The organism is Pseudomonas sp. ME-P-057, from assembly GCF_030208975.1.
Lineage (GTDB): Bacteria > Pseudomonadota > Gammaproteobacteria > Pseudomonadales > Pseudomonadaceae > Aquipseudomonas > Aquipseudomonas lutea.
The window spans coordinates 133,803-159,759 of record NZ_JARVSX010000040.1 but is presented as its reverse complement, the minus strand read 5'-3'; the positions used below and the strand labels follow the sequence as shown (position 1 = coordinate 159,759).

The 25,957-nt window shown below is 61.2% G+C and carries 21 protein-coding genes; 13 read left to right on the top strand and 8 right to left on the bottom strand.

What is annotated here, in order from left to right:
* Both QRN48_RS22245 and QRN48_RS22240 read right to left on the bottom strand, forming a co-directional pair.
* A partial coding sequence (locus tag QRN48_RS22245; RefSeq protein WP_285353341.1) for a DUF6531 domain-containing protein occupies positions 1-2,625 on the bottom strand: 2,625 nt, incomplete at its 3' end.
* 420 nt (positions 2,626-3,045) lie between these two features.
* The gene (locus QRN48_RS22240; protein ID WP_285353339.1) at positions 3,046-3,489 is read right to left on the bottom strand and encodes a hemerythrin domain-containing protein; all 444 of its coding nucleotides are present in this window, start codon (positions 3,487-3,489) and stop codon (positions 3,046-3,048) included.
* Between the two features lie 206 nt (positions 3,490-3,695).
* On the opposite strand from QRN48_RS22240, the gene QRN48_RS22235 reads away from it, so the two are divergent.
* The 3 genes from QRN48_RS22235 (at position 3,696) to QRN48_RS22225 (ending at position 7,155) form a co-directional block, all read left to right on the top strand.
* On the top strand, positions 3,696-4,637 hold the full coding sequence (locus QRN48_RS22235; RefSeq protein WP_285353337.1) for an aliphatic sulfonate ABC transporter substrate-binding protein: 942 nt from the start codon (positions 3,696-3,698) through the stop codon (positions 4,635-4,637).
* 14 nt (positions 4,638-4,651) lie between these two features.
* Positions 4,652-5,977, top strand: a complete 1,326-nt coding sequence (locus QRN48_RS22230; protein ID WP_285353335.1) for an LLM class flavin-dependent oxidoreductase — start codon at positions 4,652-4,654, stop codon at positions 5,975-5,977.
* A gap of 449 nt (positions 5,978-6,426) precedes the next feature.
* Positions 6,427-7,155, top strand: coding sequence for an alpha/beta hydrolase (locus QRN48_RS22225; protein ID WP_285353333.1), 729 nt, complete (start codon positions 6,427-6,429; stop codon positions 7,153-7,155).
* A 29-nt stretch (positions 7,156-7,184) separates the two neighbouring features.
* Here QRN48_RS22225 and QRN48_RS22220 read toward each other — a convergent pair whose 3' ends face one another.
* Positions 7,185-8,039, bottom strand: a complete 855-nt coding sequence (locus tag QRN48_RS22220; protein ID WP_285353331.1) for a LysR substrate-binding domain-containing protein — start codon at positions 8,037-8,039, stop codon at positions 7,185-7,187.
* 317 nt (positions 8,040-8,356) lie between these two features.
* On the opposite strand from QRN48_RS22220, the gene QRN48_RS22215 reads away from it, so the two are divergent.
* The 6 genes from QRN48_RS22215 to metC all read left to right on the top strand — a co-directional run bounded on the left by QRN48_RS22215 (position 8,357) and on the right by metC (position 15,031).
* Positions 8,357-9,199, top strand: a complete 843-nt coding sequence (locus QRN48_RS22215; protein ID WP_191945034.1) for a transporter substrate-binding domain-containing protein — start codon at positions 8,357-8,359, stop codon at positions 9,197-9,199.
* 28 nt (positions 9,200-9,227) lie between these two features.
* Positions 9,228-9,962, top strand: a complete 735-nt coding sequence (locus QRN48_RS22210) for an amino acid ABC transporter permease (protein WP_191945035.1) — start codon at positions 9,228-9,230, stop codon at positions 9,960-9,962.
* The gene (locus QRN48_RS22205; protein WP_285353328.1) at positions 9,952-10,740 is read left to right on the top strand and encodes an amino acid ABC transporter permease; all 789 of its coding nucleotides are present in this window, start codon (positions 9,952-9,954) and stop codon (positions 10,738-10,740) included. The genes QRN48_RS22210 and QRN48_RS22205 overlap by 11 nt, the downstream gene beginning before the upstream one ends.
* Positions 10,727-11,566: an amino acid ABC transporter ATP-binding protein gene (locus tag QRN48_RS22200; protein WP_191945037.1), complete on the top strand. Its 840-nt coding sequence runs from the start codon at positions 10,727-10,729 to the stop codon at positions 11,564-11,566. Before QRN48_RS22205 ends, QRN48_RS22200 begins: the two co-directional genes overlap by 14 nt.
* A 38-nt stretch (positions 11,567-11,604) precedes the next feature.
* Complete coding sequence (locus tag QRN48_RS22195) at positions 11,605-12,201, top strand: cysteine dioxygenase family protein (RefSeq protein WP_191945038.1); 597 nt, start codon at positions 11,605-11,607, stop codon at positions 12,199-12,201.
* 88 nt (positions 12,202-12,289) lie between these two features.
* On the top strand, positions 12,290-15,031 hold the full coding sequence (gene metC, locus QRN48_RS22190) for a cystathionine beta-lyase (protein WP_285353324.1): 2,742 nt from the start codon (positions 12,290-12,292) through the stop codon (positions 15,029-15,031).
* A 193-nt stretch (positions 15,032-15,224) separates the two neighbouring features.
* Here the strand turns inward: metC and QRN48_RS22185 are convergent, their stop codons facing one another.
* Complete coding sequence (locus QRN48_RS22185) at positions 15,225-16,409, bottom strand: MFS transporter (RefSeq protein WP_285353323.1); 1,185 nt, start codon at positions 16,407-16,409, stop codon at positions 15,225-15,227.
* Positions 16,410-16,702: 293 nt separating this feature from the next.
* Between QRN48_RS22185 and ku the strand changes: the two genes are divergently transcribed.
* Both ku and ligD read left to right on the top strand, forming a co-directional pair.
* Complete coding sequence (gene ku, locus QRN48_RS22180) at positions 16,703-17,623, top strand: non-homologous end joining protein Ku (protein WP_285353320.1); 921 nt, start codon at positions 16,703-16,705, stop codon at positions 17,621-17,623.
* A gap of 60 nt (positions 17,624-17,683) precedes the next feature.
* Positions 17,684-20,380 carry a DNA ligase D gene (ligD, locus tag QRN48_RS22175; RefSeq protein ID WP_285353318.1) on the top strand — a complete coding sequence of 899 codons (2,697 nt, stop codon included), beginning with the start codon at positions 17,684-17,686 and terminating at the stop codon, positions 20,378-20,380.
* Here the strand turns inward: ligD and QRN48_RS22170 are convergent.
* Positions 20,377-21,303, bottom strand: coding sequence for an AraC family transcriptional regulator (locus tag QRN48_RS22170; RefSeq protein WP_285353315.1), 927 nt, complete (start codon positions 21,301-21,303; stop codon positions 20,377-20,379). The two genes, ligD and QRN48_RS22170, sit on opposite strands and share 4 nt — an antisense overlap.
* A gap of 112 nt (positions 21,304-21,415) precedes the next feature.
* Between QRN48_RS22170 and QRN48_RS22165 the strand changes: the two genes are divergently transcribed.
* Positions 21,416-21,757: a carboxymuconolactone decarboxylase family protein gene (locus QRN48_RS22165; protein ID WP_037008925.1), complete on the top strand. Its 342-nt coding sequence runs from the start codon at positions 21,416-21,418 to the stop codon at positions 21,755-21,757.
* A gap of 206 nt (positions 21,758-21,963) precedes the next feature.
* On the opposite strand, the gene QRN48_RS22160 is transcribed toward QRN48_RS22165, so the two are convergent.
* On the bottom strand, positions 21,964-22,299 hold the full coding sequence (locus QRN48_RS22160) for a hypothetical protein (RefSeq protein ID WP_191945043.1): 336 nt from the start codon (positions 22,297-22,299) through the stop codon (positions 21,964-21,966).
* A gap of 339 nt (positions 22,300-22,638) precedes the next feature.
* Here QRN48_RS22160 and QRN48_RS22155 point away from each other — a divergent pair, with 339 nt between their 5' ends.
* Positions 22,639-23,457 carry an aldo/keto reductase gene (locus QRN48_RS22155; protein ID WP_285353349.1) on the top strand — a complete coding sequence of 273 codons (819 nt, stop codon included), beginning with the start codon at positions 22,639-22,641 and terminating at the stop codon, positions 23,455-23,457.
* A 256-nt stretch (positions 23,458-23,713) separates the two neighbouring features.
* On the opposite strand, the gene QRN48_RS22150 is transcribed toward QRN48_RS22155, so the two are convergent.
* Together QRN48_RS22150 and QRN48_RS22145 are read right to left on the bottom strand one after the other, a co-directional pair.
* Entirely contained in the window at positions 23,714-25,027 is a 1,314-nt protein-coding gene (locus tag QRN48_RS22150; protein ID WP_191945045.1) for an MFS transporter, read from the bottom strand.
* Between the two features lie 183 nt (positions 25,028-25,210).
* Complete coding sequence (locus QRN48_RS22145) at positions 25,211-25,858, bottom strand: N-carbamoylsarcosine amidohydrolase (RefSeq protein WP_285353309.1); 648 nt, start codon at positions 25,856-25,858, stop codon at positions 25,211-25,213.
* Positions 25,859-25,957: the final 99 nt, after the last annotated feature.

The window sequence follows — 25,957 nt, the reverse complement described above, 5'->3', positions numbered from 1 at the left end:
GATCAAACGACCGAGTTTGTCCCAGCGATAGCGCAGGGTCTGTTCGGCGGCGTCGATGCGTTCGGCGATGAAGCCGGCGGTGGTGTAACGCCAGGTGGTGCAGCGTTCGAGACCATCGGAGTGGGCGAGCAGGCGACCTTCGGCGTCGCGGCTGAAACGCTCCTCCATTTTATCCGGGTGCTTGGTCAGCACCAACTGGCCTGATGCGTAGGAATACTCGGTTTTATGTCCGGCAGCGTCGGTAAAGCAGACCATCTGCCCGCGTTCGTCGTATTCCCACGCACTTACCTTCCCGGAGCAGTCGGTGTAGCTGACGATTTGTCCGGCGTCGTTGTAGGTCAACGCTTTTGTGTTGCCGTTGGCGTCCTTGATCGACGTAGGAAGCCCGAACGGGTTGTAGGCGTACTCGGTGGTGTTCTCCAGCGGATCAACCGCTTCGACCAGATCGCCCTTGTCGTCGTAGTCGCGCCGCCACAGCCCACCCTCGCCATCGCTGATTTTGATCAGCTGACTTTTGTCGTCGTAGGCGTAGTTCATCACGCTGTGATCAGCGCGGGTGTGTTCGGTCAGATTGCTGAGGCGGTCGTAGCGATAGCGGTCGGTCGTGCCGTTGGTATGGACGTGGCGAATGATGTTCTTGGCGTCGTCCCGAAAGAACCACTCCGAGCGCCTGTCGGCATGGCGGATTCGGTAGGTGTAGCCAAGGCTGTCGTAGAAGTGCTGGGTCTCTTGGCCGAGAGCATCGGTGACGACAGTCAGGCGGATGTTTTTGTCCCAAAACAGCCGCGTGTCAAAACTGCCGTCGTCCGCCCATTCGCGCACAGCCTTGGCATCGGCCCCCGAACCTTGCCACTGCAGATTCATGCCGCGATGGGTGCGGTCGGTATAACGGGTGATCAGGTGATTTTCGTACTGATATCGCCACGCCGAACCGTTCTCGTCCTGCGCGAGTACCAGATCGCCTTCAGCGTCATATTCGTACGCACACAGCTGCCGTTTCACCTCACCGTCGCGGATTTCCCAAAGGCCCGTCAGGTGGCCGTGATCGTCAGTCTGAGTGCCGAGGCGCAGATGGACCTTGGTCAGATCGTTCTCCGAGTACGTCACCACCTCGGAAAGCACCGACTGTTCCCCATGCCGATGCTCGTAATGCAGCATCGCCCCGGCGCCATTGCGCAAAACGATGTTGGTGAGGACAAAGCGCTCACCCCGACGGACATAGGTTTCCCGGCGCTCAAACCCTCGGCACAACACCAGCGTGTCGTTGCTGACGCGGATCAGCGTGAGGTTTTCGATGGCGTTGTAGTGAGCCAGCTTGACCTTGGGCAGGGTGAACTCATGGCTGCGCCCGTCAGCGTCATGGAACAGCAAGCCATCGTCCACGCAGTCAAAGCGTGTGGTAAACGGCGTTATCCAGCGTGCGCCGATGACGTCCTGATCGTAGGCATCCAGACTCGAGCAGTAAGTCCGCGTCCACTCAACAGGAAACGGCCCCGGCAGACTGAAATCGGTGTGCGCGACCGACTCCGAACCCATCGCAAAGTTGATGCTGCGAATCGTCGAGTCGCAGACGCAGTTTTTCTTCGGGTTGGGTCGCCCCTTGGCAGCGGCTTCATGCTGGACAACCCCCAGCTTGCCTTCACCCCCACGACGCTTGGCCTGACTGACCAGCCCCGGTTTGATATTGACTGACTGACCATGTCCATTACGCGACCGCCAACTGGCAACGGCGCCAGCCAGGGTCATCAGCAACGAGCCGATGGAATGCTCAGCCGCAGGATCCGCCAAGCCGGCGATCTGGCCCCGAAGCTCTGCACCCATGGCCCGCAAAGATGCAGCCTGCCTGAGCACTTCTTCTTTCAGCGCCGTGGGCACCAGATGGTCCACAACGCTATTAACCGCGCCCTTGCCCGCCGCGATGTACACGTCCGCGGCCGCCACAAAAATGTTGCCGATCGCCGCCGCGGGGTCGTAAGCCCACTGATCGCCAGCCGCCTGGACCAACTGCTCCGCTTCCAGCAAATTAGCCTGGGCATCGAGCTCGCCGTTGACCAGCGTCTCCAGACCCTGGGCGATCTGGCACAGCATTTCTTCGCCGAGTTTACCTGCCTCATCCAGAATGCCGGGCAGCCTGGCCTGCGCCTGGGCCACGAAGTCATCCAGCGTGCCGACGATGTCGGCATTCAGATGCCCGATCAGCACTTCAACCAGCCCGTCGCCCAGCACCAGCTTTCCGGCCTGGCGCATCTCCTGACGCACCAGAAACAGCGTCGGCCGCAGGGTCATGCGTGCCGCCGCCATGGTCGGCGGGAACGGCAGCACCCCGATCAGATTGATGCCGAGACTGACCCAATCCAGCGGGTCGCGCTGTTCACTGCTCGACAGCCTGACGATGTCGTTTAGCGCATCCACCAGCGCCATGATATTGCCCACAACAGGCAACGCGCCTGCAGCGGTCTTCATCCTGTCCAGCGTCACGACGCCGCCGCTGATCTCCTGCAGCCAGGCATCGACATTCGCCGCGCCCAGCCCGACGTCTTCCAGCTGGATCTGATCAAGGGGAACGATGGCGACTTGAGGGGGACGTGTTTCGCCCGTAGCAGGCTGGGGTGCGGGGGTGGCCAAGGATGCTCTCCGTGCTCGAAAACCGATCCGGCAGGCGTGAATGCCTGCCGGGGGGCGACGGAGATATCAAGGGGTGTGCCAGAAAGAATTTATTAGCTGTAAATCAATGGCTTAGAGCAAAATTTAGGGCGTGTCAGCGAACATCAAGACGGGGTCATAAACAAAGTGAGCAGCACCTTGCACACATTCGCGCAGCTATTGACGAGTCCATGCTCAACCCGGCAAACACGCCACCTCCAAGCCAGTCTGTACCAGAGCAAAGCATCACGGTGTGCAGCTTCTTACGCACCATCCCAACGTCGCTGATATCCCGCTCCCCGGAACGGACCAGACATTCAACACACACCTGCGACATCCGGCACCTCAAAAAACAGGCATAAAAAAGCCCCGACGAATCGGGGCTTCCTGAAACCAGGAACGTCAGGCTTCAGCCAGCTGTTCTTCATATTCTTTCTGATACTCAATGGCGAGAGACTGCTTCTGCTTGTCGTCCAGCAGTTTCCCGGCCGCCTGAAAAAACTTTTGTTCTTCTTCCTTGAGATGGTGATGAACCTTCTCCGACAGCTTCTTGGCCGTCGCCAGCCATGACGGGCTGGACATCTCGGTTTCGTCGAGCTCTTCCATCATCTCGTCCATTTCATGGTGCTCCGAAATGGCATGGCGGCTGAGATCGACGCCGTTGTCGTGCTGCATCAAGGGAATATAGAAAAAGCGCTCTTCAGCGGTTTCATGGGCCTGGAGCTCGGCTTTCAGCTGCTTGTAAGCCTCGACACGCTCCTCGCTCGCACCGTGGGTCTGGATCAGGGCGTCGGCATAGCCGCGTTGCCGTTCATGGCTCTCTCTCAGCGCTTCAAAAATGTTCACGGTAATTCCTCGGTTCGGCTACGCACAGTTGTGCTCCTCCCTAGACCTGCCGCCGCTTCAGCCGTTCCGTTGTGCGCCGGGAATAAGCATAGAGCTATACGTTTCTTTCATAACCTGCAAAGGTTTTTATAATGAAAGCGAATCACTCAGCCTGGGCTTATGCCTTTCAGCGCTGAGCACCGCCGTCCCGCACCTTAAGGATCGTCATGTCCCTGCGAAACGTCATCGCGGCCGCCGCGTTAATGCTGGCCACTGTCACCGCCCACGCCGAGCAAGTCATCAACATCGGGTATCAACGGTCTTCCACGCTGTGGATCCTGCTCAAGAATGATGGCCAGCTGGAGGAGCGGCTAAAGCCTCTGGGCTTTACGGTCAGCTGGCATGAGTTCAGCAGCGGTCTGTTGAGCGCGATGAATGCCGGCAGCGTGGACTTGCATGCCGACGTTGCCGACGCGTTCGCCTTGTTCACGCAAGCGGCAAATGCGCCGCTGACCTATTACGCCCGTGAGAATCCTTCCCCGACCGCGCAGGCCATTATCGTCGCCGACAGCTCACCGATTCGCAGCGTGGCCGAACTCAAGGGCAAAACCGTCGCCGTCTCGAAAGGCTCGGGCAGCCATTTTCTGTTGATATCGGCGCTGAAAAAAGCCGGACTGACGCTCAAGGACATCACCCCGGTTTATCTGGAGGCACCAGACGGTGTGGCGGCGTTTGCCAGCGGCAAAGTCGACGCCTGGGCGATATGGGACCCGTTCCTGGCAACTCAGCAGCGTGAACACCATGTTCGGGTGCTGACCGACGGCACCGGCGGCATCGCCAATTACAACCGCTTCTATGTGGCCAATACGAGCTTCGCCAAAGCGCACCCCGAGGTCCTGCAGGTGGTGTTCGACACTCTGCATCAGGCCGGGCAATGGGTGAAAGGTCATCCGCAAGAAGCGGCGGCGAACCTGGCGCCGCTGTGGGGCAACATCCCGACGCAAACCGTTGAACTGGCCAACAGCCGGCGCAGCTACGACATCGTGCCGGTCCACGTGGATGAGTTGGCAGAACAGCAGCGCATTGCCGACTTTTATTACGAAGCCGGCATGATCCCAAAACCCCTCCATGTGTCCGACATCTCCGTCTGGACGCCGCAGGCCCATTGAATCAGGAGCGCGATATGAGTCGTCACATTCATCTGTCGGCGTTTCTGCTGACCGGGCCGGTCGTTCACAGCCATGCCGTCTGGCGCCACCCCGAAACAGTGGGCAATTACCTTGATCCCGAGTACTACGCCCGCACGGCGCGCGTGGTGGAGGAGGGGTTATTCGACTTTCTGTTCTTTGCCGATCGTCTGGCCGTCGGCGATCAGATGGGCGGCTCACGCGACCTCGCACTGCGTTATGGCGCGCAGGACGCCACGCGCCTGGACCCGTTGCCGATTCTGTCGTATCTGGTCGGCCAGACCCGCAAGCTGGGCCTGGGCGCGACCCGGTCGACCACCTACTACGAGCCGGCGCACATCGCCCGCGAGTTCGCGACTCTGGATCATCTGTCCAGAGGTCGCGCTGCCTGGAACATCGTCACGTCAATGAACGACAGCGAAGGGCGATTGTTCGGTAAAGACAAGCATCTTGAGCATGACCTGCGCTATGACCGCGCCGACGAGTTCGTCGAAGTGGCCCTCAAGTTGTGGCGCAGTTGGGCGCCGGATGCGTTGAAGCTGGACCGGGAAAGCGGTGTGCTGGCCGACCCTTCAAAGATCACCTCGGTGCAGCATCACGGCGAGTGGTTCAAAGTCGAAGGCCCCTTGAACATCCCGCGCACGCCCCAGGGCCGCCCGGTGCTGATTCAGGCGGGCTCATCGGGTCGTGGGCGGCGTTTCGGCGCGCGTTGGGCGGAGGCAATTTTCACCATTCACCCACATCTCAAGGCGATGCAGGCGTTCCGCGAGGACGTACGGAATCAAGTGGTGCAGCAAGGCCGCGCCGCCGACAGCTGCAAAGTGTTGACGGCAGTGATGCCGTTCATTGGTGGCAGCGAAGCCGAAGCCCGCGCCAAGCGCGACCGGCACAACGCCTTGGCGCGTCCGGAATTGGGGCTGGTCACCCTGGCCTCGCAGCTGAATGTGGATCTGTCGCCGTTTCCCCTGTCAGCGACGCTGGCAGAGATCGCCCGCTCGCCGTTGATTCCGCCAGCCGCAGCCGAGAAGTTGTTGATGCAGGGGCCTGACACCACCCTTGAAGCGCTGGGAAGGATTTTCGCCAGCAGTGTGCGTGTGCCGCAATTGGTCGGCACCGGCGCGCAGATTGCCGATCAGTTGGCAGAGATGTTTACTCTGGGCGGTTGCGACGGTTTTGTGATTTCACCGGCGTATCTGCCAGGGTCTTTCAGTGAGTTTGTTGAAAGCGTGATCCCGCATCTGCAACGCAAAGGGCTGTTTCGCACCGCGTATGAAGGCTCGACCTTGCGAGAGCATTTAGGGCTGGAGGCGTTGGCGCCGTGATCGCGGCACACTACTGAAGGTGAGTGCTCGCGATGGTGGAGTGTCAGCCAATCGATACGTTGCAGGTGGAATGCAATCGCGGGCAAGCGCGCTCCTACAGTGGATATCGGTGTCAGGAGACATGTGCGGCATTCACAAAATCTGTAGGCGCCGGCCTGCTGGCGAAGGCGTCGGACCATTCGATGCCGATGCAGGGAACGCAATCGCGGGCAAGCGCGCTTCTGCAATGGATATCGGTGTCAGCTCAGATGTGCGGCACTCACAAAAATCCGTAGGAGCCGGCTTGCTGGCGAAGGCGTCGGTACGGCTGGCATCAATGCCGCTGACCTCCTCAAGAATTTCACCTGCTGTACAGCCCGCCGACAGCTTTGCCCGATCATTGACGGGCTGACATTCGCGACATGCTGCGTATGATGGGGCCGACGTTTTTCGCAAAAAGGCTCGCCCCCATGATGAAGTTTTTCGCCGCACTGTTGTGCATGTTTACCGGCCTGGCCCATGCAGAGCCGGCACTGCTCACCGACCTTGCGCTGCCCTACCTGGCGGCGGCGCCCGCTGAAACCAGAAACAAGCCTCTGGTGATCTTTCTGCACGGCTATGGCAGCGACGAGCGTGATCTGCTCGACATCAAGAACGACCTCTCGCCGGACTACACCTACTTGTCAGTGCGCGCCCCTCAAGAAGTCGACGGTGGCGGTTACAAGTGGTTCACCCAGGACACCGATCAAGCCGAGTACGAAGGCGTGACCAGCGATGTCGACAAAAGCACCGATCTGCTGCGCACGTTCATCCAGCAAGCGACCGAGAAGTACCGCACTCAGCCCGACAAAGTGGTGCTGGTCGGCTTCAGCCAAGGCGCGATGATGACCTACCAGATCGGACTGCAATACCCGGAACTGGTGCATGGCATCGCGCCGCTGAGCGGCAAAATCCTCGCGGCGCTCCATTCACGGCTTAAGCCCGACGAGCGCCTGAAGCCGTTGAAGGTGTTCATCGGTCACGGGTCGGCTGATACGCGTGTTGCCTACTCAGGTGCGACCGACGCGCGGGCGGTGCTTGAGAATCTGCTGATCGTCCCGGAGTTTCATTCCTACGCCGGGGCAGGGCATACCATTACGACGACTGAGGTTGCGGATTTGAAACGCTGGCTGGAAGGTCAACTGCAAACGAAGCAGTGAGGGATTCGACGCCAGAGAGATTGGGTTGGCTATAGCCCCCGACTGGCACGAATCAACTCATAGGCCCGGCGCGTCAGTGGGTTCACCGTATTAGGGCGAATCCACAAGTGATAAGTGACGTCGGGCAATCGTGGCAAGCCGTCGGCTTCCCCCAGCACGCGCATGTCCGGGCCAAGCATTTCCATGCTGCGCGCCGTGACGCCAAGGCCGGCGCGCGTGGCGGCTTTGATGCCGATCAGGTTTGACGCCAGATAGGCCTGACGCCAGGCGATGTCGGCGCGCTCCAGTGCTTCGATGGCGTAGCGCCGATAAATGCTGGGCTCGTCCACAAGAATGAGCGGGATCGGTTCGCCGGGGACGTGCAGGTACTGCGCCGAGCAAATCCACCAGACCGGTGAAGTGCGCAGGGCAAACCCTTCAAGGGCCGAATCTTCGCGGGTGGAAATCACCATGTCGACTTTGCCGCGGTGCAAATCCTCCATCAGAAACGGGCTGCGGCCTACATCGATCTCCAGCCTGAGTTTTGGCGCTGAGCGGGCGATGTGGCTGAGGATCGGCGGCAAAATGGTGTCGGCGATGTCGTGAGGCGAGCCAATGCGCAGCACGCCGCTCAGGCTGCTTTCGTGCAGGGAACCCAGTGCCTCGTCATTGAGCGAGAGCATCTGTCGGGCATGCCGTAACAGCTGGCGGCCCGCCTCGGTAAGATGCTTCTGGCGACCCTGCTTCTGGAAAAGACTGACGCCGGCCTGCTGCTCCAGGCGCTGCATGTGCTGGGTCACTGACGACTGGGTTCGGGAAAGCTGCGCGCCAGCGCCGGCGAAGCTGTGGTGATCGACAACGGCGACGAAGGTGCGCAGCAGTTCGAGGTCAAGAGTGGCAGACATCGCAAGTTTCCCCGTTGGAAGAGAGGCTGATTGCACCGACCGCGGTCCGTGTGTGCTTCGAGAGCATGCAAATTACATCAGCGCTTGGGTTTGATGCATCAGAAATCGTTATGCATCACTCGCGCGCCTGTCGAGCAAACGCTAGAGATACCGAGCGGATTCGGGATCTAACGAACCAAGAGACGACTGAAAAAACCGGAAAGTTATAACCATATTTGATATTTGAATTTCCGCTGCAAGCGTGGCGACCCTAGGATGCAGGTCACATAGGGCGCTTTTTGAAAGCGCCGATCCGATGAACATCCAAGGGGAAATCCATGCCATACACGCGCTCGCCAGTTGCTCGCTGCCTGCCGTTGTTCGTCGCTGCGCTGACCATGCTCGGAGGCAGCGTGGCCGCTCAGGCCGACGCTACGCTGGACAAGATCCAGCAGCGACACCGCGTGGTGGTCGGTGTGTTGCTCTCCGGCGGCCCGTTTGGCTCCATCGATCCGATGACGCAGAAACCCAAGGGCCTGAACGTCGACTTGGCCGAAGACGTCGCTCGCCAGCTGGGTGCCGAGGTTGAGCTGGTGCCGGTGCTGCCGGCCAACCGCGTGCAGTTTCTGCAACAGGGCAAGGTCGACCTGTTGATCGCGAACATGGAGTGGACCGTCGAGCGCGGCGAGCAACTGGGGTTTGTGCCAACGCCGTTTTATCGCGTCGGCGGCACGGCGGCCGTACTCAAAGACAGCGCCATCACGCGCTGGGAAGACCTCAAAGACCAGCCCGTCTGCACCTCTCAGGGCAGCAGCTACATCAAGCCACTGACCGGGTTTGGGGCCGACATCAAAGCGTTCAAAAGCTCGTCGGAGTCGTTGCTTGCTCTGCGCGGCAACAACTGCGTGGCCGCGGTTCACGACGCCACGCTAATCAATCCTCTGGTGGCTGAAGGCCCGGAATGGCAGAACTACCGCGCCATCAGCCCCGAACTCAATCCTGCGCCGTCGGTGATCTGGACGCGTCCCGGCGAGACCGACACTCAGGCCAGGCTCGACTCAATCGTCAAGGGCTGGCACCGCACGGGCTGGCTGATCGACGCTGAAAAGCGCCATCACATCAGTCCGCCTTCTCCTGCGCTGGTTGAACTGCACGACAAATTTCAGGCTGCAGGGGCATGACTTTGGGCTTTAAAGGTGGGACGTGGGCATGACTCACCTGCTCGAGCTTTTGGTGCAGACAGCCGCCAGGTTCGGCTTGAACTACGGCTTCCTGCTGGACGCTTACCAACGCGCTTCATTGGTCAACGGTGCCCTGACATCCATTGCGTTGTGCGCCGTCACCATCGTCGGCAGCCTGGCAGCCGGCCTCCTGCTGGCTTCGATGCTCACCAGTGGCAGGGTCTGGATCGCAAGGCCCGCGCGGGTGTTCATCGAAGTCACGCGAAATACGCCGACGCTGGTCCAGCTGTACTGCGCGTTTTTGGTGTTGAACATGCTCCTGACCCAGGCCATTGGCACTGCCAACCCGCTGACCCCATTTGCCTGGGTGGTCATCGTGATCTCGCTGCACAAGGGCGCGTTCCATGCCGAGGCCCTGCGCGCCGGCATCGAAGCGGTGCCGGCCGTGACCCTGGAGGCCGCGAGTTCGCTGGCCTTCAACAGCCGACAGTTGCTATGGAACGTGCAGCTACCGCTGGCCTTGCGCTTCGCCTTGCCCTCGTTGATCAACAACCTGATCGACCTGGTGAAAATGACCGCCGTGGCGTCCGCAATTGCAGTGGGCGACATCACCTATGCCTCGATCATGATCTGGACTCAGAGCGACAACGTGCTGGAGCTGATGATTTTACTGCTGGCGTTTTTTGGTCTGCTCAGTTTCATCGTCAACTGCGCGGGCCGTGCCCTGGAAGCCCGCTTGAGGATGCCCGGTTATGGCCACTGATTATCCCGCCGCCGCTTCGATCTCCTGGCCTCGTCGTCATCCTGGCAAGCTTCTGTTGGCAGTAATAGTGGTGCTCTGGATGGCGTTTGGCGCGCCCGTTAATCCGGCCTTCGTCGCGTTACTGGAGTGGTCGCCAGCGCTGGCCTCAGGGTTCGGGCAAAACATCGTGATCAGTCTGCTGGCAATTGCCTTGGGCTCGGTGGCCGGGCTGATGATAGGTGCGTTGTCGGCGTCACCCTTCCGGGTCGCACGCTTGCCGGCACGCATCTGGGTGCAGGTGTTTCGCAATGCACCCTGGCTGGTGCTGATCTACTTCACCACCTACGTGTTTCCCTTTGAATTGCACATCGGCACCACCTGGATCGCGTTTCCCGACTGGGTAAAAGTCACCCTGGGCCTGGCCTTGCCCGCCAGCGCCAATGTTGCGGAAGTCTTTCGCGGCGCCATGGCGTCGATACCCGATACGCAATGGGAAGCCTCGCGCTCACTGGCCTTTACACGCGGGCAGATTGTACGGTCGATCATCTTGCCGCAGTGCTTCAAGCGCATGTTGCCGCCGTGGATGAATCTGTACGCGGTCATCACCATGGGCACCGCGCTGGCGTCACTGGTGGGTGTGCATGACCTGATCGACATCGCGCAGATCGCCAGCAATACGGTTAACCGCACCGGGTTCACGGTGCTGATTTATTTCAGCGTGCTGGGGCTGTTCTTTGCCTGGTGCTACCCGATTTCACGCCTTACTCAACGCCTGGAGCGCCGCTATGCCTTCTCCTGAAACGGACGCGGGACAACCCCTGATCAGCCTGCGCGATGTTCACCTGTCGTTCGGCAGCAACCGCGTGCTTCAGGGTATCGATCTGCAGGTGCAGCGTGGCCAGGCGGTTTCGATCATCGGCCCGTCGGGCTCGGGGAAGTCGACCATCCTGCGTTGCATCACCGGGCTACTGGCGGCCGAACGCGGCAGCATTCGCGTGGGTGACACCGATGTCCACGCGCTTAAGCACGAAGCACAGCGCATCGAACTGCGCAAACGTGTGGGCTTCGTGTTTCAGCAGTTCAATCTCTTCCCGCATCTGTCGGTGCTTGAAAACCTGGTCATTGCGCCGCGCAAGGTGCTGGGCGAAACCCATGCGAACGCCGAGAAGCACGCCCGGGCGCTGCTCGCCAAGGTACGCATGGAACACAAAGCCGATGCTTATCCCGGCCAATTGTCCGGCGGCCAGCAGCAGCGCGTCGCTATTGCCAGGGCGCTGGCCATGCGGCCGGAGCTGATCCTGTTCGATGAAGTGACGTCGGCGCTGGACCCGGAGACCGTCGGCGAGGTGCTGACGGTGATCCGTGAGCTGACCGAAGAAGGCATGACCTGCGTGCTGGTCACTCACGAAATGCGCTTTGCCGAGGACATCAGCGACGTCGTGTATTTCACCGAAAACGGCCTGATCGTTGAGCACGGCAGCCCCGAGCAGATATTCCAGCGTCCGACCCACGAGCGGACCCAAACGTTTTTGCGGCACGCCATGGGCGACGCCGGACGTCGTCCGGTCGTCAGTGGCGATCCCTTTCTGTTGAGCAATATAAGCCGTTACAGCCTGTCGGTCTGAGCCGGGCCCGTGAACCTGAACACTACAAGGAGCACCTGATGAGCATCGAGAACCGTAGCCACGTCGTCGAAGCATTTCTGCAGCAGATCCGCGAGATTCATCAGCGCGGCGTTGATCGTGACGCGCTGAACCGCATTGTGGTGCTGCTTGAGGCCTTGGCCCAGCGCCGCGATCTGTTCAACTTCGATACGTTTCCGGCGCCCGTGCCGGGGGAGGGTGACACCGCGTTCCGCTACCGGCTGAACGACGACGGCGAGAGTCCGACGCTGTACATGAACTCGCTGCTGCCCGGCAAAAGCACGCTGCCGCACAACCATGAGACCTGGGCGGTGATCGTCGCGGTCGAAGGTCAGGAGATCAATTACGTGTGGGCGCGGACTGACGATGGCAGTGACCCGGCCTACGCCCGGCTGGCACTGGAAAAGGAAGTGGTGGTACAGCCCGGCACGTCCATCAGCTTTCTGGGCGAGGATTTGCACGGCATCAAGGTCGAGGGCGAAAAGCCAACCCTGCATTTTCACCTGTACGGGCGTCCGCTGGAATCGTTAAACGGGCGCTACGGCGTGAACCCCGAAGGCAAGGTGCTCAATTACAACGCCTCGCAGATGGCCCCATCGATCAAGGCTTACGCATGATCGACCCTGCACCGCTCCTTGTCCCTCGCACGGATACAGCTGCGGTTACTCGCTTGATCACGTGCCGCACTCACAGTACGAGAACTCCATGAGCCAACACGTCACCCCGTTGCAACTGCAAGCCTGGCTGTTCGATGGACAGGAAATTGCCGTGTTCGATGTCCGCGAACACGGTCAGTACGGTGAGGCGCATCTCTTTTATGGGGTGAATCTGCCCTACAGCCGGCTAGAGCTCGACGCGCATCGACTGGCGCCTAATTCTGGTGTTCGCCTGGTTGTTTACGACCGCGACGACGGCGATGTCGCTGGCCGTGCGGCGCGACGTCTGAGCGACTTGGGCTACAGCAACGTGTATCGCCTTGAGGGCGGCACTGAGGGCTGGCAAGCGGCCGGGCTGGGGTTGTTCGCCGGCGTACACGTCCCTTCCAAGGCTTTTGGCGAGTGGGTCGAGGAAGTCCGGCATACGCCCCATATCAGCGCCACCGAACTGGCGGCATGGCAAGCCCGTGGCGAGCCGCTGGTGTTGCTGGACGGTCGTCCGTTCGATGAATACCGCAAGATGACCATTCCCGGTTCGGTCTGCTGCCCCAATGGAGAACTGGGTTATCGATTGACCGAGCTGGTGCCGGACGACAGCACGCCCATCGTGGTCAACTGCGCCGGCCGCACGCGCAGCATCATCGGGGCCCAGACGCTGATCGACCTGGGGGTGAAAAACCCGGTCTACGCCCTGGAAAACGGCACTCAGGGCTGGTACCTCGCCGACCTGCCGCTGGAACATGGCAGTGACCGCCGCTACCCGGCCGTCCCGACGGGCACCTCTCTGGAGGCTCAGCGTCAGGCCGCCGTTCAGCTTGCCCGTCGCGCCGGGGTCCAGACGGTGGATCCGGCACAGGTTCTGGCGTGGTCGGAAGATGCATCCCGCAGCCTGTTCCTGTGCGACGTGCGGACCCCGGAAGAGTTTGCGCTGGGCAGCTTGCCGGGGGCGCAACACACCCCAGGCGGGCAGTTGGTTCAAAGCACTGATCTGTACATCGGCGTGCGTCAGGCCCGCCTGGTACTGTTCGACAATGATGGCGTGCGCGCGCCGATTGTCGCTGCGTGGCTGCGTCAGCTGGGCCACGAGGCCTATGTCCTGGACGGCGGTTTGCGCAGCGGGTTACGCCTGCCGATCGACACATCCGGTGTGGTACCGGCCCTGCCTGCCGTGAATGCCGCCGAGTTGAAAGTCGCGTTAAGGGACAAGGCGGTGACGCTGATCGACCTGCGTAGCAGCATGGCGTTTCGCAAAGGCCACATCGAAGGCTCGCACTGGTCGATTCGGCCCCGGCTCGCCGCTGATCTGGCCGGGCACACCAGCCCGGTCGTGCTGGTGGCCGATCACCCGGGCGTGGCGGCGTTGGCCGCGCTTGAATTGCCCGACGAGCTGCGTCACTCGGTTCAATGGATGGATTTCAGCGACTGGCAAGCGGCAGGGTTTGCCCTCGGCGAAAGCGCGGACAGTCCCCCTGATGCACTGTGCATCGATTTTCTGTTTTTCACCCATGACCGTCATTCGGGCAACAAGGCGTCGGCCCGGCAGTATCTGGCCTGGGAGATGGGGCTGCTGGCACAGATGACCGAGCATGAGCTTGCCAGTCTCAAGCCCCTGGCAGTCCGTGCGCCGGTGGAACACGTGCGGACCCGGCTTGTGCACGCCGCGCGGGGTAAAAAGCACAACGGCCCACGCGGGGTGAACCCGCCGGTCTCGCGAATGAGCACCGTGTTGTTCGACAGCCTCGGGGCCATGCGTGAGGCGCGCAAGCGGCGCGACACTGAGCGTGTTTTGAGCTACGGCGCGCGGGGTAATCCGACAGCGTTCGAGCTGGAGGACCTCGTCACCGAGCTTGAAGGGGGTTACCGCACGCGACTGTTCGGCACCGGTCTGGCGGCAGTGGCGCAGACTTTTTTGGCGTACCTGCGTCCAGGCGATCATGTGCTGATCACCGACGGGGTGTATTCACCGGTGCGGCAGATCGCAGAAGCATTCCTGGCGCCGTTCGGCATTCAATACAGCTACTTTTCTGCAGACGGCACTGGTCTGGAGCATCAGCTGCAAACCAACACCCGAATGGTCTACACCGAAGTTCCCGGCTCGCTGCTGTATGAGCTGTGTGACCTGCCGGCCATTGCGGCGTTGTGTAAACCGAAGGGCATTTTGCTAGCAGTCGACAACACCTACGGCTCCGGTTATCAGTACCGGCCGCTGGCCCTGGGCGCCGACATTTCCATCATGGCCCTGACCAAATATGTGGGAGGGCACAGCGACGTGGTGATGGGCAGCGTGTGCACCACCGAAAGCGTCTGGCAGCGTCTGGCGCTGATGAGTGATACCTTCGGCAACACCGTCAGCCCGGACGATGCCTATCTGGTTCTGCGCGGTGCCCGCACCCTGGCCGCGCGGCTGGACGTTCATGAGCGTCAAGCCGTGCGAGTCGCCCTCTGGCTCCAGCAGCAGCCGCAGGTCAAGCGGGTGTTCCATCCGGCGCTGCCTGACCATCCGGGCCACGCCGTGTGGAAGCGCGACTTCAGCGGCAGCAATGGCCTGCTCACCTTCGAGCTGAACGACGCTGACCCTCGGCATCTTGAGCGCTTCATCGACGCCCTGGAACTGTTCGGCCTCGGCGCGTCATGGGGCGGATTCGAGAGCCTGATCATCGTCGCCAACGTGGGCGACCGGGATAACGCCTCGGACAAATCCCTGAATCCACTGCTAAGGCTGCACATTGGCCTGGAAGACGTGGATGCGTTGATTGAGGATCTGCAGAGGGGGTTTGCGGCGCTAGGGTGACTGACCGAAAGGCGGTGAATTCCATCCCGACAGGCGAGGTGGGGGGGTCCCGGATCAAGGTCTTTCCAGGGCGCACGGGTAAAAGCGCGCTCACGGAGGGTTGATCGTTCAAAGGGTTTGAATTTGGTTTTTGGGCTGCTATCAGCGCGTCAAGCCCACGGCCTGAAGATGCTTTCGGTATCGTGCTCCGTTTTCAGGGCCGTGAATTTTTCAGGAATACCAATAACGCCAACACCGGAAACACGCTCCCCACGACTACGACCCATGTCCAGCCACCATGGTCGTACAGGGCGCTGGCAATCACCGAGCCAATGGCGCCGCCCATAAAGATGCTGGTCATGTATAGCGCGTTGAGCCGGCTGCGGCTTTTGCCGTCCAGGGCGTAGACCGCGCGTTGACCCAGAACCATGTTCATCTGCACGCAGAAGTCCAGCACCACGCCGGTGACGGCCATGCCGATCACCGCGTAGGCCGGTGCGATGAGGCTTGGCAGAAAGCTCAGCGCGGCGAACAGCATCGCGCACAGGCTGGCAATGCGGGTGTGACCGGCATCGGCCAGACGTCCTGCGATGGGCGCAGCGATGGCGCCAATCGCCCCGACCAGGGCGAAGAGGGCGATCTGGCTTTGCGACAGCCCGTGGTTGCGTGCCAGTTCCAGCGGCACGGCAGTCCAGAACAGGCTGAATGTGGCGAACAGGCAGGCCTGATAAAACGCCCGCTGGCGCAGCACCGGTTGCCTGCGCAGCAACGTCCATAACGATTTGAGCAGCTGGCCGTAGGTGGCGCTGTGGGCCGGTTGATGCCGGGGAATGGTCGTCGCCAGTACCACGCTGATGATCAGCATCACCGCAGCCGCCGTGCCGAACACTGCGCGCCAGCCGAAGTGGTCAGCGATGAGGCTGGCAGCGGGCCGGGCCAGCAAAATTCCGAGTAACAGACCGCCCATGATGCTGCCGACCACGCGGCCGCGGCTTTCTTCCGGGGCGAGGTTGGCGGCGAGAGGCACCAGAATCTGCACCGCCACCGAGCTGAAACCGACCAGCAATGAGGCGATCAGGAACAGGTTGGGCGTTTGCGCAAAGGCCGCGCTGAGCAGGCTGAGCAGGGCGACGCCGGTGGTGACGATCATCAGGCGGCGGTTTTCCAGCAAATCCCCCAGCGGCACGAGGAAGAACAGGCCGAGGGCATAGCCGATCTGGGTCAGCGACACGATGAAGCTGGCGAGCGTGGGCGACAGGCCGATGTCCGGCGCGATCAGGCCAATGATCGGCTGGGCGTAATACAGGTTGGCAACGATCGCGCCGCAGCAGAAGGCGAACAGCATCGCCAGCCCCTTGGTCATCGTGGTGCCATGGCTTGCAGAAGGAATGGAGGTCATGCGGATACCCGAAGAGATCGCGCGCCTGACAGAGAGGGCTCTGGTGCGGCATGCGGAAAAGAGTGGCGCGAGGTTAACGCTTTTCCGTTGCGTTAAGAAGGGCTGGACAAGGAATAGCGCAGCGTTGATCTGCGCGGCATAAAGCCCGATGCCATGCCCGTACCCAGCCGGGCAGCCGGCGCCCATTTGTATTGATGCAAACGACGCTCCGGTCGCCCGGCCGAAACTTTTAGCCGTGGGCTTCGGTCACTTCTTACACATCCACCCCATCTACCCCCATCGGAAATAAAACTATGCCTCGGGCAATCTGGAAAGGCGCGATCAGTTTCGGTCTGGTGCATATTCCTGTGGCGCTGGTGTCGGCGACCTCGCGTCAAGGTGTCGACTTCGACTGGCTGGACAAGCGCAGCATGGATCCGGTCGGCTACAAGCGCATCAACAAGGTCTCCGGCAAGGAAATCAATAAAGAAAATATCGTCAAGGGCGTCCAGTACGAGAAGGGCCGCTACGTGGTCATCAGCGAAGAAGAGATTCGCTCGGCGCACCCCAAATCGACCCAGACCATCGATATTTTCGGTTTTGTCGACAGCGACCAGATTCCGCTCCAGCACATCGATACGCCTTACTTTCTGGCCCCCGACAAGCGCGGCGAAAAGGTCTATGCGCTGCTGCGACAGGCGTTGGTGGACACCGGCAAAGTGGCGCTGGCCCATGTGGTCATTCGCACCAGTCAGCACCTGGCCGCCGTGATGCCGCTGGAATCGGCGATCGTGCTCGTGCTGTTGCGCTGGCCCTCGGAAGTGCGCGGGCTCGACAGCCTTGAACTGCCCAAGGAAGCCACCGACGTCAAGCTCAGCAAGAGTGAACTGGACATGGCCAAGCGCCTGATCAAGGACATGAGCACCGAGTGGGCGCCGGAGGCCGAAGAGTACCGCAATACGTTTCAGGATCAGATCATGGCGTTGGTCGAAACCAAGGCGCGCGAAGGCAAAATCGAGAACGTCGAGACCGACGCGGGTGATACCGAGCGTAAGTCGGCAGATGTCATCGATTTGACCGAGTTGCTTAAACGCAGCCTGGGCAGTCGTGGCGGCGCGAGCAAAGCGCCTGCAAAAGCCAAACCGGCGAGCAAGGGCAAGGCAGCTGCCTCGGACGATGCACCCGTTGCAAAACGCCGTGCCCCTGCCCGGAAGAAGACGACCAAGGCGTCCTGATGGCAGGGCGTTTTGCAAAGCGATGTGTTGCAGAGTTCCAATGCGCAGAGGTTGATTGTCATGACGAAACCGGTGAGTGAATACACCCGCAAGCGCAACTTCGATGTCACGTCCGAGCCGGCGGAAAGCGAGGACGAAGCACGAAGCGAGAAGGGCAAGGTGCTGAGTTTCGTCATTCACAAGCACGATGCGCGCAATCTGCATTACGACTTTCGCCTTGAGCTGGACGGCACCCTGAAAAGCTGGGCGGTGCCTAGGGGGCCAAGTCTGGACCCGAAAAACAAGCGCCTGGCGGTGCATGTCGAAGACCATCCGCTGGGCTACGGCACTTTCGAGGGCAGCATTCCAGAGGGCGAATACGGCGCAGGTGATGTGATCGTCTGGGACCGGGGCATCTGGCAGCCCCATGGCGATCCGCAGGAGACCTACAAGGCCGGCAAACTCAAATTCACCCTGATTGGCGAAAAGCTCACCGGTGACTGGACGCTGGTACGCACCCGTTTGCCGGGCAATAGCGACAAAGAGCAGTGGTTGCTGATCAAGGAAAAGGACGAGGCGGTGCGGCCACAGGATGAGTACGACATCGTGGTCGACAAGCCGCAAAGCGTCGTGAGCGGCGCGACCGTGGGCGCAGAGCGGGGCACCGCCTCGGCCGGCAAGCGCAGGTCCGGTGTATCGGCCCCCGAAGCGAAGGCTGCGAAGCAAATTTCAGAAAAGGCCGCAAAGAGCGCGCCTGCCAAAAAGGGCGCTGCGTCGAAGAAAAGCCCCGTGCCCGCAAAGCTCACGCCGCAGCTGGCGACCTTGATGGACGCGCCGCCCGAAGGCGAATGGCTCTATGAAATCAAATACGACGGGTATCGCCTGCTGACACGGATCATTGATGGCGAGCTGAAATTCTTCACCCGCAACGGCAACGACTGGACCGACAGACTGCCCCTGCAAGCCAAGGCCATCGCGGCTCTGAAGCTGGACAACACGTGGCTGGACGGCGAGGTGGTGGTGCTAAACGATGCCGGTTTGCCGGATTTTCAGGCGCTGCAAAACGCGTTTGACATCGGTCGCAGCAAGGACATCGTCTATTACCTGTTCGATGTGCCCTTTCTCAACGGCGAAGACCTGCGCCAGCAGCCTGTTGAAGACCGCCGCGCGGCATTGCAAAAGGTGTTGGGGCGACAGAAAAAGGGCTTGGTGCGGTTCTCCGATGCGTTCACTGCGGGCCATCGCGACATCATCGAAAGCGCCTGCCTGCTGTCCCTCGAAGGGGTGATTGGCAAGCGTGCCGGCAGCGCGTATCAGTCCCGACGCAGTGCCGACTGGATCAAGCTCAAATGCAAGTTGCGCCAGGAGTTCGTCATCGTTGGCTTCACCCGGCCGCAAGGTGCGCGCAACGGTTTTGGTGCGTTGCTGCTGGCCGTCAACGAGGAGGGCGCCGGCTGGGTGTACGCGGGCCGTGTTGGTACCGGTTTTAACCAGCAGATGCTCGCCGATTTGCTGGAGCAGATGAAGCCCTTGGAACAGGATGCCTCGCCGCTGGCCAAGAAAGTCACCTCTGCTCAAGCCCGCGGCGTGCGCTGGATAAAGCCGACGCTGGTGGCAGAAGTCGAGTTTGGCGAGTGGACCCGCGACGGCATCATTCGCCATTCCGCGTTTGTGTCGCTGCGCACCGATAAACCGGCCAGCGAGGTGGTTCACGAGTACCCCAAGACGCCAAAAGACATCAAGGCACCGTTCAAACCTGCTGCCACCAAAGCGTCGGGCGGGACGAGCAAGACGGGGAAAAGCGAGGCGGCGAAAAGCGAGGCTGTTACAGCGCAAAAAACCACATCATCGAGCAAGCGTGCCGACAAGGACCGCATCGACGTGGCGGGCGTGATGGTCAGTCACCCGGAGCGGGTGATCGACGCCGCGAGCGGCCTGCACAAGGTCGATCTTGCGCAATATTACGCGTCGGTAGCGGACTGGATTCTGCCGCACCTTGACCATCGGCCCGTGGCGCTGCTGCGCTGCCCGGAAGGGGTCGAAGGCGAGCAGTTTTTCCAGAAGCATTCCGAGCGCATGGCGATCCCGAACATCAAGCAACTGGACCCCAAGCTCGACCCCGGGCATGCCCGCCTGATGGAGATCGACAGCGTGAAGGCGTTGGTGGGCGCGGCGCAAATGGGCACCATCGAACTGCACACCTGGGGCGCGACGTACGATCGGATCGAATTGCCGGATCACTTCGTGCTCGATCTTGACCCCGATGCCGAGCTGCCCTGGCGCAGCATGATCGAAGCGACACAACTGACGTTGTCGACCCTCGACGAGCTGGGCCTGGACGCGTACGTCAAAACCAGTGGCGGCAAGGGCATGCACATCGTCGTACCCCTTGCGCGCCGTGCGGATTGGGACACCGTCAAAGCCTTCGCCAAGGCGCTGGCGCAGTTCATGGCGCGTGAGTTGCCCGAACGGTTTACGGCGACGTCCGGACCGAAAAACCGCGTGGGCAAGATTTTCATCGATTACCTGCGCAATACCCGCGGCGCCAGCACGGTGGTGGCGTACTCGGCCAGGGCGAGGCCGGGCTTGCCCGTCTCGGTGCCGATCAGCCGTGATGAGCTGACTGAGGTGCAGTCGGCGGCCCAGTGGACGATCGCCAACCTGCAACAACGGTTGCGCAAGCTGAAAGCTGACCCGTGGGCCGGTTACAAGAATAACCAGCGACTGACCAAGCCGATGTGGAAGCGCCTTGGAGCAACGCCGCCTGCACAGAGTTAGGTCGTGTCCCCACCGGTGGAAAGACTTCGGCGCAGCTGCCCCGGCGCCATTCCGTAGGTCTCCTTGAAGACTTTGCTGAACGCCGCTTGTGACTGGTAACCCACTTGGGCGGCGATATCGCTCAACCCCCTTTGCGACCGGCTCAGCAAACCGTACGCACGCTGCATGCGCACTTGCGTCAGCAGCGTCCAGGGCGAGCTGCCGCTGAGTTTTGCAAAGGCCCGCATAAACGTCGCCCGCGACATGCTCGCCTGTTCCGCCAGCGCTTCGATGCTCCAGTCGTGAGCCGGGTCTTCAAGCATGGCCTGCCAGGCGCGCCCGAGACGCCGGTCACTCAGCAGCGCAAGGCTGCCTTCCTGCAGGGGCGATTGACGCAAGTGCTCGCGCAGCACCAAGGTAAACAACGCAGAAGTGAGCGCGTTGACCATGAATTGACCGCCCGCCTGATTGGCCTCCGCCTCACTGCGCAGCAGCGCCACCAGCGAGGGCAATGGGTCGTTCTGGCCAAGGGCCCGGGTGGAGACCTTTACGTAATCCGGCAGCGAGGCGAACAGCAGGGCCTGGCGCTGGTGGATGAAGCGTCCGCAGAGTGAATCCAGCTCCGCGCCCTCGCCAAAGCGCTGCACAGGCAACAGACCGTTGTTGGTCTGGCGCTGCGGCCGTGAAGGCGCTACGCGTGGGCCGGTGCTCAGCAGCAGATGCTGACTGCCGCGGGGCAGCATCAGGATATCCCCTGCGGTCAGGGTCAGGCGTTGCTGGTCAGGCATCTCTACCCGGCATTCTCCGGCCAGCACGATGTGATACGGCGCGATACCGGTCGGTTCCTGATCATGTTCGAGGGCCCAGTCGCCCTGAAAGTGACAGCGGAGGTCCAGGCTGCCGCGGACGTCGGCCAGAGAAATGAGCGTATCGAGGGCGTTCATATGCGACTTTCGGACAAGAAAATGAGCCAAACGAGCAAGCCGCGACAAGGTCGATGACCGAGACTGATCGTGTTCCGGCGCAGTCTAGTCGCCGCCTTCAGGAGATACCAATATGTTCAGCAATTGGCCCGATCTGGTTTCAACTATCAAGCAGTCATTTGGCGCACTGTCCAAATCCAATCCGAAAATGGTCAAGGCTTACATGGCCCTTGGCGAGGCCGCTGCGGAAAATAACGTCCTCGACGCCAAGACCCGCGAGCTGATTTCTCTGGCCGTGGCCGTCACTACCCGTTGTGACGGTTGCCTGGGTACTCACGCTCAGGCCGCCATTGCCGCCGGGGCTACACGTGAAGAGGTCGCCGCGGCGTTGGCCACGGCCATCTCGTTGAATGCGGGTGCAGCCTATGTCTATTCGCTCCATGCGCTGGAAGCCTACGACGCGCTGAAGCAGTAAGCGCCTGGTTTACAGCCGCCGGAATGTCTGTGTATGGACATTCCGGGCATGTCAGATAAGAGGCAAATGCGTAATGCCAGGTTGGCGAGCGCGTGGCTGCAGTCACTTCACGTTGAAGGCGCCATTGGGTTCGCCAGCAAGCCGGCCCCTACGGACGGAGCCGAGATGCAGCTGAAATGGGTCGCCTGCGCCAACGCTCTCCCGGCTTATTTAACGCCATCTGTCCTTTCGCCTTCCTCGGCCGGGTAAAACTCGCCTTCCAGCCCGGCCGCCAGCAAGCGCTCGCGCACGCGGGTCTCGACTTCGAGCACTTGCTCGGGGTTATCAATATCGTCGAGCACCAGCCAGACCGGCATCACGTTCTGGCCGTGGGTGCCTTCGCTCAGCATGTCGTGGGAAAACACTTGATTGGCGCGCCACAGGCACAGTTCGTCTTCGCTGTGACCGGCTTCGCGAATCGCGGTAGTCGACGTCAGCCAGACCTCGGTGTAGGGGCGCAGATCGGCGTCGGCGATTTCGTTGAGGGTAATGACGGTTTTCATGGAGGGCCTCCGATTGTTCAAGATGCAGATGTGACGCATGGCGCGGACCAGCGTTCCCGAGATCTGCGCAGATGGTCCAATCGGCTTGAACCGACGCTGCGTCACCGGGGTCGATCAATGACTGCACGCTCACGCCCGCGCATCACCCGGGCATCAGGAGACTCGCCTGTGACCGACCCCTGGCTGCTCAGCCGCAGAAGGCTGCTGAACCTGGTTGCCAGTGGCTCGGCGGCGTGGGCCTTGAGCTGCGCGTTGACTGACGCTCGCGCCAACAGCGTCGCTTATCCCCCCGAACACCCACTCACCGGTGCATCGCCGGGTCCAGCAGGAGAAGGGAACATGCTCACCAAAAATATTCCGTCCAGCGGCGAAGCGTTGCCGGTGATTGGCCTCGGCACGTATCGAGGGTTCGATGTCGAGCCCGGTAGCGAGGCATATAAACTGCTGCCCGCGGTGGTCGACCAGCTTTTCAGTGCTGGCGGTACTGTGATCGACAGCTCGCCGATGTATGGTCGCGCCGAACAGAGCACCGGCGAACTGCTGTCGATTCATCAGCCCTCGTCGCCGGCGTTTCTGGCGACCAAGGTATGGACCCGTGGACGCGACGCGGGGATTGCGCAGATGGAAGATTCGTTTCGGTTGTTGCAGACCGAGCGCATTGACCTCATGCAGATTCACAATCTGCTCGACTGGAAGACCCACTTGCCGACGTTGCGTGCGTGGAAGGAAGAGGGGCGAGTGCGCTACATCGGCCTGACGCACTACACCGCATCGGCTTATGACGAGGTTGAGGCAGCGCTCAAAGCCGAGGCCTTCGATTTCCTGCAGATCAACTACGCCCTGGATGACCGCGCTGTCGAAGCGCGCTTGCTGCCGTTATGCCGTGAGCGGGGTGTGGCGGTGATCTGCAATCGGCCGTTCGGCGGCGGCGGGCTGCTCGGACGCCTGCGCGACACGCCGTTGCCAGGCTGGGCGGGGGAGGTGCAGGCCAAAAGCTGGGCGCAACTGGCGCTGAAGTTTTTGATCTCCCATCCGGCGGTGACGTGCGTCATCCCCGGTACGGGCAATCCCAAATACATGAAGGAAAACGCCGAAGCCGCACGCGGGCCGCTGCTGACCGATGCTCAGCGTCAGCAGTTGATTGCACGAGTGGGGTAAGCGGTCTTTTGATCGCAGAATAGGAGGCCCCCTCCTGCACCCCGGCCAATACACGCGCTCCCGCTTTTGTAGGAGCGCGCTTGCCCGCGAAGGCGTTTTGTCAGCCGACATCTTTATGGATGACCCACCGCGTTCGCCAGCAAGCCGGCTCCTACAGGTCTGCGTCGACAGATACCGGTCATCCACCGGCCCCGACGGCTGTCGTGTCCGGCAACCATCGGTCATTCACCGGGTCCTGCGGCTGCGGTGACCTAAATCACCGGTTCACCAGCTTCGCCGGCAGGGCTACGACCAGAAGGCTGCTGAGGATCAGGCAGCCGGCGAAAAACCACAATGCGCCGGCGCTGCTGCCGGTCACGTCGATGGCGATGCCCATCATCGAATTACTCACCAATCCTGCGATGTTGGCCAGGGAGCAGGCCAGGGCAAAACCGGTCGCCGCCGCACGGCCCTTGAGGAATGTGGCCGGCAAGCTGAAGAACACCGGCACGGCGCCGATGATGGCCGCCGACGCGACAGCGAACAACGCAACGGTCGCCACCACGTTATGCGTGAAGAACGGGCTGGCAGCCATCGCCACTGCGCCGATCCAGAACGGCACGATGATGTGCCAGCGGCGTTCGCGACGGCGGTCCGAACTGGCGCCGATCATCAGCATGCCGATCAGTGCCGCCACGCTGGGCAGCGCGGTCAGTACACCGATGTGGAAGGTATCGACCACACCGGCGTTCTTGATGAACGTGGGCATCCAGAAGCCCATCGCGTAGGCGCTGAGCAGGATGGAAAAGTCGATGCCGCCGAGCATCCACACTTTCAGATTGAAAAAACCGTCGCGGAAGCTGTGCTTGCTGTCCTTGCCCTCGGCATCGTCCAGACGCAACTCGCCTTCCAGCAGCGCCTGCTCAGTGCTGTTCAACCATTTGGCGTCTTTTGGCGCATTCGGCAGCGCCCAGAAGGTCATCACCCCCAACAACACGCTGGGAATACCCTCGATCAGAAACAGCCACTGCCAGCCGCGCAGCCCGGCGGTCTGGTCGAAGTGGCCCATGATCCAGCCCGAGAGCGGCCCGCCGATGACGCTGGAGAGCGGCAGTCCGATCATGAACAGCGCGATGATGCGGCCACGGCGGTAGGTCGGAAACCAGGTGGTCAGGTAAAACAGCACGCCGGGCAGGAAACCCGCTTCCGCGGCGCCGAGAAAAAACCGCAACACGTAAAATTGCGTGGGCGTGCTGACGAACAGGGTGCAGGACGACAGCAAGCCCCAGGTGATCATGATCCGTGCGATCCAGATCTTCGCCCCGACCCGTTCCAGCACCAGATTGCTGGGCACTTCAAACAGGATATAGCCGACAAAGAACAGACCGGCGCCGAGGCCGAAAGCCGTCTCGCTGAAGTGCAACTGATCAAGCATCTGCAGTTTGGCGAAGCCGATGTTGATGCGGTCCAGGTAAGCGGCCAGATAGCAGAAGCACAGGAACGGAATCAGCTTCCAGGTGATCTTGCTGTAAAGCGCCTTGATCGGGTCCGCCGCAACAGTGGCGGCGGTGTTTACATTCGCAGAGGGCATGGGTATCTCCTGGCGGTTCTTCGACCGGTTAGCGCGGCGGCGGCTGATCTTGCCTGCGTTTGCGGCGTTCGCATATGGGCGCTTTTACGAAGCTGCATGCTGCAAGAAATACCGCAGCGCGCGCTCCCTCGCTTGCAGCTTGCAGCTTGCAGCTTGCAGCTCGTGGCTCGTAGCTTGTGTCGCTTACCGCTTGATGCCCGCAGCCTGTAACTGCTCCATTGCCTCTCGCTTGCCGACCACGTCCCCGTATTTGCTGTCGATGTCGAACAGGTTGGCTTCGTGGGGATCAGGGTGGCGATCGCCGACGCATTCGCGCACGACGATGGTGCGGAAACCGTGCTGCACCGCATCCACCGCCGTGGCGCGAATGCAGCCGCTGGTGGAGCATCCGGCAAGGACGACGGTGTCGATGCCTTGCGCGTGCAGCATTGATGCCAGCGAGGTGCCAAAGAACGAACTGGCGTACTGCTTGCTGATCACCACTTCTTCGGGCAGCGGCTGCACGGCCTCGCAGAACGCGGCAAGTGGGTTGCCTTCCACCATGTCTTTCATCACCGGCGCCTTCCTGACCCACATCCCGCCATCGGCGAAATGCGTCGGGTGGTAACGGATGTTGGTGTGAACCACGGGGATGCCCAGCTGCCGAGCGCAGGCCAGCAGCTCGACGCTTTCCGCCACCGCACTGACTACCCCCGGCGCATACAGCGGCGCACCGGGCTGCGTATAGCCCTGCAGGAAGTCGATCATCAGCAGGGCCGGCTTCACGCCGAAGCCGATGCGGTTACCCCATACGCCCTGATAATTGGCGTCTGCGCTTTGTGGGTCGGTCATTGCGTGGTCCTCGGTCAATGAAGTTGAAGTCGGAAATATGTCGGGCGCAAGTGCCGTAGGCGCCGGCTTGCTGGCGAATGCATCAGGACGGACAACGTG

Excerpts from the sequence above, each read along its gene's own strand:
- QRN48_RS22235 (WP_285353337.1), top strand. The coding sequence starts at position 3,696 with ATGTCCCTGCGAAACGTCATCGCGGCCGCCGCGTTAATGCTGGCCACT.
- QRN48_RS22230 (WP_285353335.1), top strand. The coding sequence starts at position 4,652 with ATGAGTCGTCACATTCATCTGTCGGCGTTTCTGCTGACCGGGCCGGTC.
- QRN48_RS22225 (WP_285353333.1), top strand. The coding sequence starts at position 6,427 with ATGATGAAGTTTTTCGCCGCACTGTTGTGCATGTTTACCGGCCTGGCC.
- QRN48_RS22220 (WP_285353331.1), bottom strand. The coding sequence starts at position 8,039 with ATGTCTGCCACTCTTGACCTCGAACTGCTGCGCACCTTCGTCGCCGTT.
- QRN48_RS22215 (WP_191945034.1), top strand. The coding sequence starts at position 8,357 with ATGCCATACACGCGCTCGCCAGTTGCTCGCTGCCTGCCGTTGTTCGTC.
- QRN48_RS22210 (WP_191945035.1), top strand. The coding sequence starts at position 9,228 with ATGACTCACCTGCTCGAGCTTTTGGTGCAGACAGCCGCCAGGTTCGGC.
- QRN48_RS22205 (WP_285353328.1), top strand. The coding sequence starts at position 9,952 with ATGGCCACTGATTATCCCGCCGCCGCTTCGATCTCCTGGCCTCGTCGT.
- QRN48_RS22200 (WP_191945037.1), top strand. The coding sequence starts at position 10,727 with ATGCCTTCTCCTGAAACGGACGCGGGACAACCCCTGATCAGCCTGCGC.
- QRN48_RS22195 (WP_191945038.1), top strand. The coding sequence starts at position 11,605 with ATGAGCATCGAGAACCGTAGCCACGTCGTCGAAGCATTTCTGCAGCAG.
- metC (WP_285353324.1), top strand. The coding sequence starts at position 12,290 with ATGAGCCAACACGTCACCCCGTTGCAACTGCAAGCCTGGCTGTTCGAT.
- QRN48_RS22185 (WP_285353323.1), bottom strand. The coding sequence starts at position 16,409 with ATGACCTCCATTCCTTCTGCAAGCCATGGCACCACGATGACCAAGGGG.
- ku (WP_285353320.1), top strand. The coding sequence starts at position 16,703 with ATGCCTCGGGCAATCTGGAAAGGCGCGATCAGTTTCGGTCTGGTGCAT.
- ligD (WP_285353318.1), top strand. The coding sequence starts at position 17,684 with ATGACGAAACCGGTGAGTGAATACACCCGCAAGCGCAACTTCGATGTC.
- QRN48_RS22170 (WP_285353315.1), bottom strand. The coding sequence starts at position 21,303 with ATGAACGCCCTCGATACGCTCATTTCTCTGGCCGACGTCCGCGGCAGC.
- QRN48_RS22165 (WP_037008925.1), top strand. The coding sequence starts at position 21,416 with ATGTTCAGCAATTGGCCCGATCTGGTTTCAACTATCAAGCAGTCATTT.
- QRN48_RS22160 (WP_191945043.1), bottom strand. The coding sequence starts at position 22,299 with ATGAAAACCGTCATTACCCTCAACGAAATCGCCGACGCCGATCTGCGC.
- QRN48_RS22155 (WP_285353349.1), top strand. The coding sequence starts at position 22,639 with ATGCTCACCAAAAATATTCCGTCCAGCGGCGAAGCGTTGCCGGTGATT.
- QRN48_RS22150 (WP_191945045.1), bottom strand. The coding sequence starts at position 25,027 with ATGCCCTCTGCGAATGTAAACACCGCCGCCACTGTTGCGGCGGACCCG.
- QRN48_RS22145 (WP_285353309.1), bottom strand. The coding sequence starts at position 25,858 with ATGACCGACCCACAAAGCGCAGACGCCAATTATCAGGGCGTATGGGGT.